Annotated in this window: 11 protein-coding genes and 1 rRNA gene; 8 read left to right on the top strand and 4 right to left on the bottom strand. The window is 67.0% G+C overall.

What is annotated here, in order from left to right:
• Nucleotides 1–98 (top strand): 5S ribosomal RNA (gene rrf / locus AC5P7E_RS19935); the annotation flags it as partial.
• 317 nt (nucleotides 99–415) lie between these two features.
• On the opposite strand, the gene AC5P7E_RS19930 is transcribed toward rrf, so the two are convergent.
• Nucleotides 416–2,131 (bottom strand): M28 family metallopeptidase, encoded by a 1,716-nt coding sequence (locus AC5P7E_RS19930; protein ID WP_005407779.1) that lies wholly within the window; start codon nucleotides 2,129–2,131, stop codon nucleotides 416–418.
• 86 nt (nucleotides 2,132–2,217) lie between these two features.
• Complete coding sequence (locus tag AC5P7E_RS19925) at nucleotides 2,218–2,880, bottom strand: DUF4097 family beta strand repeat-containing protein (RefSeq protein WP_049396192.1); 663 nt, start codon at nucleotides 2,878–2,880, stop codon at nucleotides 2,218–2,220.
• Nucleotides 2,881–2,974: 94 nt separating this feature from the next.
• Between AC5P7E_RS19925 and AC5P7E_RS19920 the strand changes: the two genes are divergently transcribed.
• The 3 genes from AC5P7E_RS19920 to AC5P7E_RS19910 all read left to right on the top strand — a co-directional run bounded on the left by AC5P7E_RS19920 (nucleotide 2,975) and on the right by AC5P7E_RS19910 (nucleotide 6,338).
• Nucleotides 2,975–4,276 carry a murein hydrolase activator EnvC family protein gene (locus AC5P7E_RS19920; protein ID WP_032965528.1) on the top strand — a complete coding sequence of 434 codons (1,302 nt, stop codon included), beginning with the start codon at nucleotides 2,975–2,977 and terminating at the stop codon, nucleotides 4,274–4,276.
• Nucleotides 4,277–4,384: 108 nt separating this feature from the next.
• On the top strand, nucleotides 4,385–5,845 hold the full coding sequence (locus AC5P7E_RS19915; RefSeq protein ID WP_329761755.1) for a S41 family peptidase: 1,461 nt from the start codon (nucleotides 4,385–4,387) through the stop codon (nucleotides 5,843–5,845).
• Between the two features lie 82 nt (nucleotides 5,846–5,927).
• Entirely contained in the window at nucleotides 5,928–6,338 is a 411-nt protein-coding gene (locus AC5P7E_RS19910; protein ID WP_005407783.1) for a hypothetical protein, read from the top strand.
• Nucleotides 6,339–6,457: 119 nt separating this feature from the next.
• Here the strand turns inward: AC5P7E_RS19910 and AC5P7E_RS19905 are convergent, their stop codons facing one another.
• Entirely contained in the window at nucleotides 6,458–7,150 is a 693-nt protein-coding gene (locus AC5P7E_RS19905; RefSeq protein ID WP_005407784.1) for a rhomboid family intramembrane serine protease, read from the bottom strand.
• 228 nt (nucleotides 7,151–7,378) lie between these two features.
• On the opposite strand from AC5P7E_RS19905, the gene AC5P7E_RS19900 reads away from it, so the two are divergent.
• The 3 genes from AC5P7E_RS19900 (at nucleotide 7,379) to AC5P7E_RS19890 (ending at nucleotide 10,576) form a co-directional block, all read left to right on the top strand.
• Nucleotides 7,379–8,806 carry an outer membrane protein transport protein gene (locus AC5P7E_RS19900; protein ID WP_062606908.1) on the top strand — a complete coding sequence of 476 codons (1,428 nt, stop codon included), beginning with the start codon at nucleotides 7,379–7,381 and terminating at the stop codon, nucleotides 8,804–8,806.
• A gap of 110 nt (nucleotides 8,807–8,916) precedes the next feature.
• On the top strand, nucleotides 8,917–9,516 hold the full coding sequence (pnuC, locus tag AC5P7E_RS19895; RefSeq protein WP_062606910.1) for a nicotinamide riboside transporter PnuC: 600 nt from the start codon (nucleotides 8,917–8,919) through the stop codon (nucleotides 9,514–9,516).
• Nucleotides 9,503–10,576: an AAA family ATPase gene (locus tag AC5P7E_RS19890; RefSeq protein WP_062606912.1), complete on the top strand. Its 1,074-nt coding sequence runs from the start codon at nucleotides 9,503–9,505 to the stop codon at nucleotides 10,574–10,576. The genes pnuC and AC5P7E_RS19890 overlap by 14 nt, the downstream gene beginning before the upstream one ends.
• Nucleotides 10,577–10,693: 117 nt before the next feature.
• On the opposite strand, the gene putA is transcribed toward AC5P7E_RS19890, so the two are convergent.
• Entirely contained in the window at nucleotides 10,694–13,912 is a 3,219-nt protein-coding gene (gene putA / locus AC5P7E_RS19885; protein ID WP_062606915.1) for a bifunctional proline dehydrogenase/L-glutamate gamma-semialdehyde dehydrogenase PutA, read from the bottom strand.
• A 274-nt stretch (nucleotides 13,913–14,186) separates the two neighbouring features.
• Here putA and AC5P7E_RS19880 point away from each other — a divergent pair, with 274 nt between their 5' ends.
• Nucleotides 14,187–14,663 carry a DUF2244 domain-containing protein gene (locus AC5P7E_RS19880; protein ID WP_004153894.1) on the top strand — a complete coding sequence of 159 codons (477 nt, stop codon included), beginning with the start codon at nucleotides 14,187–14,189 and terminating at the stop codon, nucleotides 14,661–14,663.
• The last annotated feature ends 11 nt before the right edge of the window (nucleotides 14,664–14,674 follow it).

The following is a 14,674-nucleotide window of genomic DNA, read 5'->3' as shown; positions in this document are numbered from 1 at the left end:
TGTGGAACCACCCGATCCCATCCCGAACTCGGAAGTGAAACGCAGCTGCGCCGATGGTAGTGTGGCTCAAGCCATGCGAGAGTAGGTCATCGCCAGGGTTTACACCCAAAACCCCGCTGCTCACGCAGCGGGGTTTTTCTTTGTGCGCAGTAAATGCGGGTCGTGCCGGCCGCTGGCCGGCAACCCGATGGCATTACATGGCCCGGTAGATCCACGCCATGCGTGGAGGCCCACTGCGAGGAAGCATGGCGCCAACCAAGGTTGGCCGCTACCAATCGATTGCCGGCCAGCGGCCGGCACTACCGGCAGATCCACACCAATCGTGGATCTGCCGCCGACGGTACGCAAAAGAAAAGCGGCGCCCCGTGGGGCGCCGCTCTGCTCTCAACGATGTTCAGTCGAGCATGGCCCGGCTTTACTTTGCCGAAGCCTTGTCCTTCATCATCGCGTCGCGGGCTGCCTTGAACGGGTTGCCTTCGTACCAGTTCGGCCAACGATCGCCACCGGCCAGTTCCTTGCCGACGCCGTACATCAGCTGCAGGTCCTCGACAGTCCCGTCCAGCTTCCAGGTGGACGCGTCGAACTCGTCCTTCGGACCGTGGTAGCGGTTGGCGCCGTAGTCCGCTGCGGCCTTGCGGCCGGCGTCCACGCCACCCTCTCGCAGATCCTCGCCACCATCGGCGTACAGGGCCGGCACGCCGGCCTTGGCGAAGTTGAAGTGGTCCGAACGGAAGTAGAAGCCGCTCTGCACCGAGGTCTCACCATGCAGCGTGCGGTCCTGGGCCGCAGCCAGCGGCTTGAGGATGTCCTCCAGCTCCGAACTGCCGAAGCCGGTGACGGTCACGTCCTTGGCACGGCCGGCCACCGACATCGCGTCGATGTTGATCACACCGGCAATCTTGTCCAGCGGGAAGGTCGGGTGGGAGACGTAGTACTTCGAACCCAGCAGGCCGGACTCTTCCAGGGTCACCGCCAGGAACACCACCGAGCGCTCCGGTTTCGGATCCTGGTGGGCCATGGCTTCGGCCACCTCAAGGATGCCGGCCACGCCGGTCGCGTTGTCGACCGCACCGTTGTAGATGTTGTCGCCGGTTTCACCCTCGTGCTTGCCCAGGTGGTCCCAGTGCGCCATGTACAGCACGGCCTCGTCGGCACGCTTGCTGCCCGGCAGCACGCCCACCACGTTGCGCGACTGCTTCTGCGCGATCTGGCTCTTCAGGTCGACCGTAGCGGTGGCCTTCAGCGGCACCGGCTTGAAGCCGCGCTTGCTGGCGTCCTTGTAGGCCTGTGCCAGGTCCAGGCCGGCGCCTGCGAACAGCGCCTTGGCGGCGTCGGCACTCAGCCAGCCCTGCACCGGAATGCGGGCTTCCGGGTCATCCTTGGCCGGCAGGTCGTACTGCGGGCCGGCCCAGGAGTTCTTCACCACGTCCCAGCCATAGGAAGCGCCGGCGGTGTCGTGCACAATCAGCGCCGCGGCGGCGCCCTTGCGCGCGGCCTCTTCGAACTTGTAGGTCCAGCGGCCGTAGTAGGTCATGCGCTTGCCGTCGAACAGCTTCGCGTCGTCAACATGGAAGCCCGGATCGTTGACGAACATCACGACCGTCTTGCCCTTCCAGTCCTGGCCGGCATAGTCGTTCCACTTCTGCTCCGGCGCATCAACGCCATAGCCGACGAACACCAGGTCGCTGGCATCGACTTTCACCTCAGCCTGGCCGGTACGAGTGCCGACCACCATGTCGGTACCGAACTTCAGCTCGGTGGTCTTGCCACCCTGGGTGATCTTCAGCACGGTCGATGCGTCGGCCGTGGTCTCGGTCATCGGCACGTCCTGGAACCAGCTGTCACCGTTGCCCGGCTGCAGGCCGATGCGCTGCATCTGGTCGCGGATGTAGTTGACCGTCAGTTCCTCGCCCTTGCTGCCCGGCGCGCGGCCTTCGAATTCATCCGAGGCCAGGGTCTTGACCATCTCGGCGAAGTCGCCGGCGTTGATCTCGGGGGAGAACTGATGAGCCGCCGGCTTCGCGGCAGCGGTGTCGGTGGCTGACGCCGGTGCGGTGGCCGGCGTGTCTTCGCCTTTGCAGGCACTGAGCGCGGCCGCGGCGGCCAGGCACAGGAGGAGTTTGCGGGGCATCGTCGATTCCTGGAAAACAAAGGGCGGCCGCACGTCGTGCACGGCCGGTATCAGCGAGTATCACCGAACCAAGCGGTCCGGTGCGTTCAGTCCGCCGGGGCGGTTTCGGTGTCGAACGGGATCGGTTCGGCGCCGGTGACCGGACCGATGCGCGCGGTGCGATGCACGTAAAGCACCACCTCGCGTTCGAACTGCAGGGGGCCGTTGACCACGGCATTCGGGCCGACGATCACGCGCGGCTTGCGGCTGGCGGTGAGCGAGACGCTGAAGTTCGGCTTGCGCACGTGCACACTGCCGTTGACCTGGGAACCGATGCCGACGGTGATATCGCCGTTGACAGTCTCCACGTCCTTGCCGACGCGGCTTTCGACCAGGCCGATGCCACCGTTCACGGTTTCGACGCCGCCTTCGATCTGGCTGCCGCGATCGGTGAAGATGCTGCCGTTGACGGTGCTGACGCTGCCGTGTGCAATCACCTCGCGGCCCAGGCGTACGCCGCCGTTGACCGTTTCAATCTTGCCGGTACGTGCACGGTCGGCCACCTTGACCCCACCGTTGACGGTGTCGATGCTGCCGGTCTCAACGCCTTCACCAACCCGGATACCGCCGTTGACGGTATCCAGCTTGCCGTAGCGCTGGCCAGGCTCGGCGCTGATGCTGCCGTTGACCTTGCTGATGTTGTCCTGGGCACCGGCGGGGCCGGCAACGAGCAGGACGCCCAACAACAGCGGAATGGAAAGAGTTTTCATGGGACCTCGATGGATGTGCGGCTGGCAGGCCGCGTGCGGAGATGTCACCATTCCCCGGTACCCCCTGCAACTGCCTGAAGTCACTGGAAAGCCCTTGCGCGACAACGCCTTCCCATCACGCCGACATCACATCGCCGCCATCCGCGGCGGGCGCTGCCTGCTGTTGGGGCTGGCCATCGCCTTGGCGCTGCCATTGCCGGGCGCCGCTCAGACCACCCGCGAGACCGAGCGCAAGCTGCAGAAGCTGCGTAGCGAGTTGAAGGGCGTGGCGCAGGAGCGCAGGCAGATCGAGGGCCAGCGGGGCCAGGCCTCGCAGCAGCTGCGTGAGGCGGACGAGAAGGTGGCCCGCACCGGCCGTGCGCTTGCGCAGACTGAAACTGCGCTGCGCGAGCAGGGAAGGGCCCTGGCCGAGGCCGAACAACGCCGCAGCACGCTGCAGGCCAACCTCGCCCAGCAGCATCGCGAGCTGGCCGGCCTGCTGCGTGCGGCCTACCAGCTGGGCAACCATGCACCTCTGAAGCTGCTGCTGTCGCAGGACACGGTGGCCGATGCCAATCGTGCCCTGGCCTACCACCGCTACCTGCAACGCGAGCGGGCACAGCGCATCACCACGCTGACAGCCGACCTGAAAGAGCTGGAAGTGCTGCAGGCGCAGATCGCCGAGCGCAAGCAGAAGCTGCAGGGTGCGCAGCAGGACCAGAAGCAGCAGGCTGCGGCGCTGGAAGCCGACCGTCGCGATCGCGCCAGGACCGTCGCCTCGCTGGATGAGCGCTTCAAGGACCAGCGCGAGAAGGAACAGGCGCTTGGCCAGGACGCCAAGGCACTGGAAACGCTGCTAGCCAACCTGCGTGCCGCTGCGGCACGGGCCGAAGCCGAGCGCCGCGCCGCAGCGCGGCGGGCGGCCGCTGAAAAGGCCGCCGCCGAGCGTGCCGCACGCCAGGCCGCCGCGCAGGGCCGCCCGCCACCGCCGCCCACCAAGGTCCCGCCTGCCGTGGCCTCTGCGCCGGCGCCGAAGGTGGGTGGCCTGGGCTGGCCGTTGTCGGGCAACCTGTTGGCCCGCTACGGCGGAAAGCTGCCCGACGGCCGCACCAGCAGTGGTGTGTTGATCGGCGCGCCCGCCGGCAGCACCGTCACCGCCGTGGCCGACGGCACCGTGGTGTTCTCCGACTGGATGACCGGCTACGGCATGATCCTGATCGTCGATCACGGCAACGGCTACATGAGCCTGTACGCGCACAACGACACCCTGCTGAAGGATGCGGGTGCCCGGGTCAGCCGCGGCGATGCGGTGGCCAAGGTCGGCAATTCCGGTGGCCAGGGCGTGACCGCGCTGTACTTCGAATTGCGCCGGGGCGGGCAGCCGGTCAACCCGGACAGCTGGCTGCAGCGGCGCTGAATCCGGCGCTGTCGCGTGGCGGACGGATTCAACGGGAATTTAGCTGTGCTTCGCGCATAATCGACGCATGTGCCTTGGGCACGATGCCAACGTCGACAGGAGTGATCCATGCGCGCAGCCCGTACCGCCACCCTCTTGCTGGCCCTGTTGCCGGCGCTGTCCTGGGCGCAGCAGACCGCGCCCGCCCCGAGCAAGGAAACCAGCGGGCAGGCAGCGAACAGCGAGGAGGCGGTGACCTCGAAGGTGCCGCTGGAGGACATCCGCCGCTTCGTGGCGGTGTACAACGCGGTGCGCGCGGCCTATGTCGACCCGGTCGATGACAATAAGCTGATGCAGTCGGCGGTGCGCGGCCTGCTGCTCGACCTCGACCCGCACAGCACGTACTTCAACAAGGAAGACGCGCAGGCCTTCGACGAGCAGGCCAACGGCGCCTACGAGGGCATCGGCGTGGAGTTGCAGCAGCAGCCCGACAACGCCAGCATGAAGGTCATCTCGCCGATCGACGACACGCCGGCGGCCAAGGCCGGCATCCTCGCCGGTGACCTGATCATCGCCATCGACGGCAAGCCGATCAGCGCCATTGATGCGAGCGAACCGTTGCGTGGCCCGGCCGGCAGCAAGGTGGTGCTGACCATCGTGCGCGCGGGCAAGCCGAAGCCGTTCGACGTCAGCCTCACCCGCCAGACCATCCGCGTGACCAGCGTGCGCAGCCGCCTGCTGGAGCCGGGCTATGGCTACATCCGCCTGAGCACCTTCCAGGCCGACACCGGGTCGGACTTCCAGAAGCACCTGCAGCAGCTGCAGAAGCAGTCCGGTGGCCAGCTCAAGGGCCTGGTGCTGGATCTGCGCAGCAACCCGGGTGGGCTGCTGACTGCCGCGGTGCAGGTGGCCGACGACCTGCTCGACAAGGGCAACATCGTCAGCACCCGCGGCCGCATCAGCATCAGTGATGCACGGTTCGATGCGACGCCGGGCGACCTGCTGAAGGGCGCACCAGTGGTGGTGCTGGTCGATGCCGGTTCGGCCAGCGCCTCGGAAGTGCTGGCTGGGGCGCTGCGCGACAACAAGCGCGCGCGCGTGGTCGGCAGCCGCACCTTCGGCAAAGGCTCGGTGCAGACCGTGCTGCCGCTGGACAACGGCGATTCGGTGAAGCTGACCACCGCGCGTTATTACACGCCCAGCGGCAAGTCGATCCAGGCCACTGGCATCGTGCCGGAGGTCGAACTGAAGCCTGCGGCGCGCCCGGAAGACGAGGCACTGCCGGCCAGCCTGAGCGATTACAGCGAAGCGACCCTGCCGGGCCATCTGCGTGGCGACGACGAAGGCACCGAGGGCTACCACGCCGGTGCGGTGCTGCCGGGCGATGGCCCGATCAATGACGCGCTGGCCGAGCTGAAGAACCCGGGTTCGGTGGCTGCACGCTTGAAGGCTGAAGCGGCGAAGGCGGATGCGGCCAAGGCCGCGAAGGCCGCTGCGGCGAAGCCGGAAGCGAAGGTCGAACCTAAGCCGGAAGCAAAGCCGGAAGCAAAGTCGGAAGCAAAGCCCGCACCGGCCCCAGCGAAGCCGTGAGGTAGCGCCGGGCCATGCCCGGCGGACGCCCTGTTCATCCGGAAGGCGGCGCAGCCGAGGTGTCGCCCGATAGAATCGGTCCATGGATGATTCGAACCTCGCGACCACGATCAGCCAACTGCTTGGTCGCGATCCGCTGCCGATTGACCGTGCCACTGGCTTGCTGGAATCCTTGGCGAGTCGCCATGGAATTGATCCGCGCTTTGTCTATTGGTGGGCAGGCAAAGCGACGTCTGATCAGACGATCCAATACGACAGCAGTGATGAAGGCCTTTCCTGCCTGGCTGAACTGCTGGCGGAAGTGAACGGCGAAATGTGCCTGGTAGCGTCAGATGAGCGCGCATCGCCGTGGCCGATCTGGACTCTGCAGGCAAGTGAACTGATTCCTTTGCTCGGCGAGTTGCCGTTCTTTGAGTACTTCGTGGTGCTGGATGACGGCGCTACACTGCTGTTCGATACCCACCACAACACGTTGGTGGTCAGTCGCGAGTGACGCATTCAGCATCATCGCGGACGGAGCAGATCCATATCGATGAAGGAGTCGAGCACGCTCGACGCTACGAACCGGCCGGTGAGCGTGGAGCCGGCCAGCGGCCGGCACTACCTGGGCGGTCAGAAGCCGTGGCGCTTGCGTAGGCGGCGGGCGATGGCCGCGCGCACGTAGACCCCGTACACCAGGCCGAACACGAAGCCGCCGATGTGCGCCCACCAGGCCACCATGCCGAAGCTTGGGCCGATATGGGCGAACACCACCTGCAGTGCGGCCCAGACGCCGATCAGCAGGTAGGCCGGGGCCCGCACGAACTCCAGGAACAGGCCGAGCGGGATCACCACGCCCAGCCGGGCGCCCGGGAACAGGGCCAGATAGGCGCCGATCAGCGCCGAGACCGCGCCACTGGCACCGATGATGATCTGGTCCGGGCTGCCCATGGTGTAGATCGCCACCAGGTTCGATACCGCACCGCCGACCAGGAACAGAAGTAGCAGGCGCCAGGGGCCCAGCACCCGCTCAGCGGGCAGGCCGAAGATCAGCAGGAACACCAGGTTGCCCAGCAGGTGCGACCAGTCCGCATGCAGGAACAGGGCGGTGAACAGGCGCAGCACGCTGCCGTCCTGCAGGGTGGCCCACCAGTCCAGCGGGTGGGTCAGGCCGGTGGACAGGGCGCCCCAGTCCAGCCAGAGGCTGCCGCGGGCATCGTCCGGGCGCGAGATCGACCACAGGAACGCCAGCCATAGTGCCGCAAACAGCACGGGCGTGGCCCAGCGCAGGGCCGCCTTCTTGCGGGACGGGAGGGAGACGAACATGGGCAATAGCCTAGCGTGCGGGCGCTTGCGGCGGGGATTGTCCTGTTCAGCTTTTGAGACGAAAAAACCGCCTGCGTCGTTATTGTTTCATTAACGGCTCTGGGTAATACTCGCATACGGCGTCGTATGTCGGGAGGGGAATCCGGCGCGCTTCGACGGGCCTCTGGGCCTGCCGGGCGCAGGCGCACTCAGAGCACCATCACCGCTTACCGGAGAGAGAGAACTACGATGCAAACCGCTTCCACCATTGCCCGACTGACCCTGCTGGCCGTCGGCGTTGCCGGTGCGCTGGCCGCCGCCGATGCCAATGCTGCCGCTTTCCAGCTGAAGGAAAACAGCGCCAAGGGCCTGGGCCGCGCGTTCGCCGGCTCCACCTCGACCGAAGGTGACGCCTCGGTCATCGCCACCAACCCGGCCTCCATGCGCCTGCTCGACGGCACCCTGATCCAGGGCGACGTCAGCGCCATCAGCTTCGGCGCCAAGTTCCGTGGCCAGGGCCAGTACGGCAACGGCGCTCCGATTTCCGGTGGCAACGGCGGCGACGCCGGCATGATCGCCCCGGTTCCGGCGGCCTACTTCCACCTGCCGTTCGGCGAGAAGGAGAACATGCACTTCGGTGCATCGCTGACCGTGCCGTTCGGCTTCAAGACCGAATACGACCGCGACTGGGTCGGCCGCTACAACGGCGTCAAGACCGAGCTGCAGGCGGTCGACCTGGGCGTGGCGTTCTCCTATGACGTCAATCCGTACCTGTCGTTCGGTGCGTCGGTGTTCGCCGAGCGCCTGAACGTCGACCTGACCAGCGCTGTCGACACCGGCACCGCGATCAACGCCACTGCCCAGCGCACCGCTGCGGCGCGCGTGCTGGCTGCCGGCGGCACCGCCGCCCAGGCTGCGGCGGCGTCGCAGGCGGCTGCACGCCAGGCTGCCCAGCTCGGCTTCTCGCCGGGTACCGCCGATGGCTACCTGCGCATCAAGGGCGATGAAGTGTCGGTCGGCTATACCCTGGGCATGACCGTCACCCCGGTGGAAGGCACCAACATCGCCTTCAGCTACCGCTCGAAGGTCGAGCACAAGATCACCGATGGCAAGGCGGACTTCACCATTCCGCAGAATGCGGCGGCCTTCCTGGCCACCGCTGCCCCGGGTACCTTCATCGACAGCAACGGTCGCGCGACCATCACCCTGCCGGCCAGCGCCACCGTGGGCTTCACCCACCGCGTGAACGACCAGTGGCAGATCATGGCCGAAGTCACGCGCACCGCGTGGAGCAAGTTCGACCAGGTCACCGTCGACTATGACTCCAACCAGCCGGACAGCGTGCTGCCGTTCCACTACCGCGACACCACCTTCGCGTCGATCGGTACCGATTTCCGCGTGAACGACAAGCTGACCCTGCGTGGCGGCCTGGCCTATGACCAGACCCCGACCACCGACGCCCACCGCGACGTGCGCGTGCCGGACACCACCCGCAAGTGGCTGTCGCTGGGCCTGACCTACGCCGCTTCGGACAAGATGGAGTACAGCGTGGGCTACACCCACCTGTTCACCAAGGATCCGAACGTGACCTCGACCTCGGCCACCGCCAACACCGTGACCGGCAAGTACAAGGTCAGCGGCGACGTGCTGGCGGCTTCGATGCAGTACAAGTTCTGATTCGGGCGATGGCCTGACGCAGGACGAAGGAGGCCCCGCGCAAGCGGGGCCTTTTTTTTGCGGAGTGGTGTGGGCCATCCACGCACGTGGATCTACGCGACAATAGCGCGATGAACCTGTCCGACCCGAACTTCCAGCTGGAGCTGGCTGCCAACATCGCCGTCGCCGGCTCGATCCTGCTGGCCGGCCGCAACAACGTGCACACCTGGTGGCTGGGCATCGTCGGCTGCGCATTGTTTGCTGCGGTGTTCGAACGATCGCACCTGTATGCGGACATGGTGCTGCAGTTCTTCTTCATCGCCATCAGCGTGCTGGGCTGGTGGCAGTGGCTGCGTGGTGACCATGGCGCGCCGCTGCCGATCACCGCGCTGCGCCCACGGGCCTGGGCCTGGCTGGCGCCGCTGGCGGTAGTGGCCACCTTCAGCTACGGCTGGATGCTGACCCGCCTGACCAATGCCTACGCGCCGTACATCGATTCGGCGGTGCTGGTATTGAGCGTGATCGCGCAGATCCTGATGATGCGCCGCAAGCTGGAATCGTGGTGGGTGTGGCTGCTGGTGAACACCGTGGCGGTGCCGCTGTACTACAGCCGTGGCCTGCACCTGACCTCGATCCTGTACGTGGGCTTCTGGATCAATGCGCTGGTGGCCTTGCGCCACTGGCGGCACCTGATGCGTGACGAGGCCAAGACGGCCGATGCTGCTGCCTGAGCGCGTTGCACGCGGCCTGGTGGTGGGCAAGTTCTGCCCGCTGCATCTGGGTCACGAACACCTGATCGAGTTCGCCGCCACGCGCTGTACGCAGCTGCTGGTGATCGGCTGGTCGCAGCCGGGCTTTGCCGGCTACAGCGCCGAGCGTCGCGAGCGCTGGCTGCGTACGCGCTTCCCACAGGCGACGGTAGCGGTGCTGGATGACGCACGACTGGCGGCATTGTGCACGGAGCACGGTTTGCCCGTGCGAACGCTGCCGCAGGACAGCGACAACGAGCACGTGCAGCGCGAGTTCACCGCCTGGCTGTGCCTGAGCCTGTTCGGCGGGCCGGTGCAGGCGGTGTACACCGGCGAGGACTACGGTGACGGCTTCGCGCAGGCGTTGGCCACGCACTTCGGTGCGCCGGTACGCCATGAGCGGTTCGATCGCGCACTGGACGTCGGGCAGGCGTGTGGCACCCAGCTGCGCGCCGATCCACATGCGCACCGTCATGGCCTCGCACCGCAGGTCTATGCCGGCTATGTGCAGCGCGTGGCGTTCATTGGTGGCGAGTCCAGCGGAAAGACCACGCTGGCGCGCGTGATGGCCGAGCGCCTGCAGACCGCTTGGGTGCCGGAGTATGGCCGCACGCTATGGGAGCAGCAGGGCGGAGAGCTGACGCCAGATGATCTGCTTCGCATCGCAATGGCACAGCCGCAGCACGAAGACGAGACCGCACGGCATGCGCATCGCTGGCTGTTCTGCGATACCACGCCGCTGGTGACGCTGGGCTACAGCGGCTGGATGTCTGGTACGGCGCCGGAGGCACTGCGGCAGGCTGCATTGCGACCGTATGACCTGCTGTTCCTGTGTGCGCCGGATATCCCGTTCGACCAGGACGGCACGCGGGTGGGCGAAGCCTTCCGGGCGCAGCAGCATGCGTGGTACGTGCGCGAGCTGGAGGCGCGGGGAGTCGACTACGTGCTGCTGGAGGGGGGGCTGGAAGCGCGCATCGCGCGCGTGCACGGCGAGCTGGCGAAGCGGGCGGACAATCGGTTCAGTGTTGCCCAGCCTCTGTAGAGCGAGCCCACGCTCGGCTGTGCGAGGCAAACCGAGCGTGGGCCCGGCTCTACAGGAAGCAGGGCACAAAAAACCCCGCTTTCGCGGGGTTTTTCGTTCACTGCATCAACCGGGCGATCAGTCGCCCAGGGTCAGCAGCGAGGCGTTGCCGCCGGCGGCGGTGGTATTCACCGTCACCGTCTTTTCGGTGGCGAAGCGCAGCAGGTAGTGCGGGCCGCCGGCCTTCGGGCCGGTGCCGGACAGGCCCTGGCCGCCGAACGGCTGCACGCCGACCACCGCACCGATCTGGTTGCGGTTGACGTAGACGTTGCCGACATGGATGCCGTTGCTGATGCGGTCGACGGTCTCGTCGATGCGCGAATGCACGCCCAGGGTCAGGCCGTAGCCGGTGGCGTTGATCTGGTCGATCACCGCGTCGAGCTGGTCGCCCTTCCAGCGGATCACGTGCAGCACCGGGCCGAACACTTCCTTCTGCAGCTGGCCCAGGTCCTTCAGTTCGTACGCGCGCGGTGCGAAGAAGGTGCCGTTGGCGGCCTCGGCCGACAGCTCGGCGGCGGCGATCAGGCGCGCTTCGCGGTCCATGCGCTCAGCGTGGTCCTGCAGGATCTTCAGCGCATCTGCATCGATCACCGGGCCGACGTCGGTGGACAGCAGGCCGGGGTTGCCGACCTTCAGTTCCTTCATCGCACCGGCCAGCATGGTCATCACCTTGTCGGCGATGTCGTCCTGCACGAACAGCACGCGCGCGGCCGAGCAGCGCTGGCCGGCGGAGGTGAAGGCCGAACCGATCGCGTCCTTGACCAGCTGTTCCGGCAGCGCCGACGAATCGGCGATGAAGGCGTTCTGGCCGCCGGTCTCGGCAATCAGCACACCGATGGCGGCGTCACGCGCCGCCATCGCGCGGTTGATCGCACGGGCGGTGTCGGTGGAGCCGGTGAAGGCCACGCCGGCCACGCGCGGGTCGGCGGTCAGCGCGGCACCGACGGTAGCACCGTCGCCCGGCAGGAACTGCACCACCTCGGCCGGCACGCCGGCGTCGTGCAGCAGCTTCACCGCGTAGTAGCCGATCAGGTTGGTCTGCTCGGCCGGCTTGGCGATGACGCTGTTGCCGGCGGCCAGGGCGGCAGCGACCTGGCCCAGGAAGATCGCCAGCGGGAAGTTCCACGGGCTGATGCAAACGAACACGCCGCGGCCGTGCAGCTGCAGCTCGTTGGACTCACCGGTCGGGCTCGGCAGCTTCTCGGCGTGGCTGAACTGCTCGCGCGCCTGCTTGGCGTAGTAGCGCAGGAAGTCCACCGCTTCGCGCACTTCGGCGATGCTGTCGGGCAGGCTCTTGCCGGCTTCCTTCACGCACAGCGCCATGAATTCCGGCATGCGTGCTTCCAGCTGGTCGGCGGCGTGCTCGAGGATGGCGGCGCGGCTGGCGGCCGGGGTGCGGTTCCAGGCCGGCTGCGCGGCTACGGCATTCGCCAGGGCCTTCTGCACGGTGGCGGCGTCTGCGGCCAGCCACTGGCCAACTACTTCGCGGGTGTCGGCCGGGTTGGTCACCGGCAGCGCGGCGCCGGCCGGGTTGGCACCCGGCACCAGCGGCGCGGCCTGCCAGGGCTTCACAGCCGCGTTGATCTGCTCGGCCAGGGCGCGCAGTTCGTTGTCGTTGGCGAGGTTGGCGCCCATGGAGTTCTTCCTGTCGTGGTTCTGGCTGCGCAGCAGGTCAACCGGCAGCGGGATCTTGGGATGCGGAATCGAAGCGAACGAGGCGACCATCTCGACCGGATCGCGGATCAGGTCGGCGATCGGCACGCGCTCGTCGGTGATGCGGTTGACGAAACTGGAGTTGGCGCCGTTTTCCAGCAGGCGACGCACCAGGTACGGCAGCAGGTCTTCATGCGAACCGACCGGTGCATACACGCGGCAGGGCAGGCCCAGGCGGTCAGCCGGCACCACTTCGGCGTACAGGTCGTCGCCCATGCCGTGCAGCTTCTGGTGCTCGTACACGCCGCCGTTGGCGATGCTGCGCACGGCCGCGATGGTATGCGCGTTGTGCGTGGCGAACATCGGGTAGATCGCGTCGGCATGGGTGAACAGCCGCTTGGCGCAGGCCAGGTAGGACACGTCGGTGTTCTGCTTGCGGGTGAACACCGGGTAGCCCGGGTAGCCTTCGATCTGCGCGCGCTTGATCTCGGCGTCCCAGTACGCGCCCTTGACCAGGCGCACCTGCAGGCGGCGACCGGCGCGGCGCGCCATGTCGGCCAGGTGGTCGATCGTGTACGGGGTGCGCTTCTGGTAGGCCTGCACGACCACGCCGAAGCCATCCCAGCCGGACAGCGACGCGTCGGAGAACACCTGCTCGATGATGTCCAGCGACAGTTCCAGGCGGTCGGACTCTTCGGCGTCGACGGTGCAGCCGATGCCGTAGCTCTTGGCCAGCTGCGCCAGTTCCAGCACGCCCGGCACCAGGTCCTTCAGCACGCGCTCGCGCTTGGCGTGCTCGTAGCGCGGGTACAGCGCCGACAGCTTGATCGAGATGCCCGGGGCATTGTTGACGTCGCCATCCGGACGGCCGCCGCGTGCCTTGTGATCGCCGCCGATGGCGTGAATCGCACGACGGTAGTCTTCCAGGTAGCGCAGCGCGTCCTTCATGGTCAGCGCACCTTCGCCGAGCATGTCGAAGGAGTATCGGTAGCTGGCGTTGTCGCCCTTGTGCGAGCGCGCGAGCGCTTCGCTGATGGTGCGGCCCATGACGAACTGGTGGCCCATGATCTTCATCGCCTGGCGCACGGCCAGGCGCACCACCGGCTCACCGACGCGGCCGACCAGGCGCTTGAACGCGCTGGGCGCATCGGCGCGGGTGGCGTCGTTCATCTGCACCAGCTTGCCGGTCAGCATCAGGCCCCAGGTGGAGGCATTGACCAGCACCGAGTCGCTGCCGCCCAGGTGCTTTTCCCAGTCGGCATCGGCCAGCTTGTCGCGGATCAGCTTGTCGGCGGTGTCCTGGTCCGGAATACGCAGCAGTGCCTCGGCCACGCACATCAGCAGCACGCCTTCCTCGCTGCCCAGGTCGTACTGGCGCATGAAGGCTTCGATGGCGCCCTGGTCCTTGGCGCGCACGCGCACGCGGCCGACCAGGTCGGCCGCCAGTGCCTGCACCCGGGCCTGCTCGTCGGCGGGCAGGCGGGCCTGCGCCAGCAGCTCGCGCACGTGGGTGGCCTCGTCCTTCAACCAGGCGTCGGTGATGGCCTGGCGGAACGGGTTGGGGGGCGCCGGCAGTTCCGGCGACAGCAACGCGCCGGGACGCGGGGCGTCGTGGGCTGCAGGGGAGGAGGAAGGTGCGTTCATGCCGGTCCGGCCAGTGGAAAACTTGGCGATTTTAATCATTTTTGCGGGTTGCGGAAGTGCCCAGCAGCCACCTTCTTGAAGCGCTGATAGCCAATAGCTGCGGTGGATTCAGCGTGTTCAGCAAGTGCGGAGGAGTTTATGCCGAATTCGTCATTCGTGCCGCCGACCTCATGCTGTGTTGCAGCATCGGAAAATGTGTGAATGCACCCTTGCTACCGGCGAGAGGGCGGGGCTACCATCGAGGCGTTTCCCGCGGCAGGAACGCGGTTGCGACATGATCGAGGTGCTTCCAGCTCCGGATGGGTCAGGTACGCAGCTGCGGCTGCGTCCCCCACGGGCGCTCGATGCCCGGCAGTTCGTCCTGTTGTTCACCGTGTTGTCGGGTGCGATGTGGCTGGTGTCCGCCCTCGGGTGGTTGGCCGGCAATGCATTCGCCCCCCTGTTCGCGCTGCTGTACAGCCTGGTGCTGGCGGCCGCGCTGCGTGCCTTGTGGCGCAGCGGTGAACGGCAGGAGGAGATCCGGGTAGTGCCGGCGTACGTGGAGGTCATCCCCGTACCCGGTGGATCGCCGGTGTTCCGGGCCCATCCCCACTGGGTGCGCCTGCTCACCGACGATGAGAGGGTCCGGCTGGCATCCAGCGGCCGGCAGGTGGAGGTGGGGAGTTTCCTCGCGCCGGCCGAACGTCAGACGCTCGCAGAGACACTTGAAAGCTTGCTCGCCGCCAGCGATGGCGGCAACCGACGACGCTAAGGGTCTAGGCA

It is taken from the genome of Stenotrophomonas sp. YJH_SMC_25 (assembly GCF_059369595.1).
The sequence above is the reverse complement of the archived record's forward strand: the minus strand, read 5'-3'. Positions and strand labels throughout refer to the sequence as shown.

Excerpts from the sequence above, each read along its gene's own strand:
- AC5P7E_RS19930 (WP_005407779.1), bottom strand. The coding sequence starts at position 2,131 with ATGCCCCGCAAACTCCTCCTGTGCCTGGCCGCCGCGGCCGCGCTCAGT.
- AC5P7E_RS19925 (WP_049396192.1), bottom strand. The coding sequence starts at position 2,880 with ATGAAAACTCTTTCCATTCCGCTGTTGTTGGGCGTCCTGCTCGTTGCC.
- AC5P7E_RS19915 (WP_329761755.1), top strand. The coding sequence starts at position 4,385 with ATGCGCGCAGCCCGTACCGCCACCCTCTTGCTGGCCCTGTTGCCGGCG.
- AC5P7E_RS19910 (WP_005407783.1), top strand. The coding sequence starts at position 5,928 with ATGGATGATTCGAACCTCGCGACCACGATCAGCCAACTGCTTGGTCGC.
- AC5P7E_RS19905 (WP_005407784.1), bottom strand. The coding sequence starts at position 7,150 with ATGTTCGTCTCCCTCCCGTCCCGCAAGAAGGCGGCCCTGCGCTGGGCC.
- AC5P7E_RS19900 (WP_062606908.1), top strand. The coding sequence starts at position 7,379 with ATGCAAACCGCTTCCACCATTGCCCGACTGACCCTGCTGGCCGTCGGC.
- pnuC (WP_062606910.1), top strand. The coding sequence starts at position 8,917 with ATGAACCTGTCCGACCCGAACTTCCAGCTGGAGCTGGCTGCCAACATC.
- AC5P7E_RS19890 (WP_062606912.1), top strand. The coding sequence starts at position 9,503 with ATGCTGCTGCCTGAGCGCGTTGCACGCGGCCTGGTGGTGGGCAAGTTC.
- putA (WP_062606915.1), bottom strand. The coding sequence starts at position 13,912 with ATGAACGCACCTTCCTCCTCCCCTGCAGCCCACGACGCCCCGCGTCCC.
- AC5P7E_RS19880 (WP_004153894.1), top strand. The coding sequence starts at position 14,187 with ATGATCGAGGTGCTTCCAGCTCCGGATGGGTCAGGTACGCAGCTGCGG.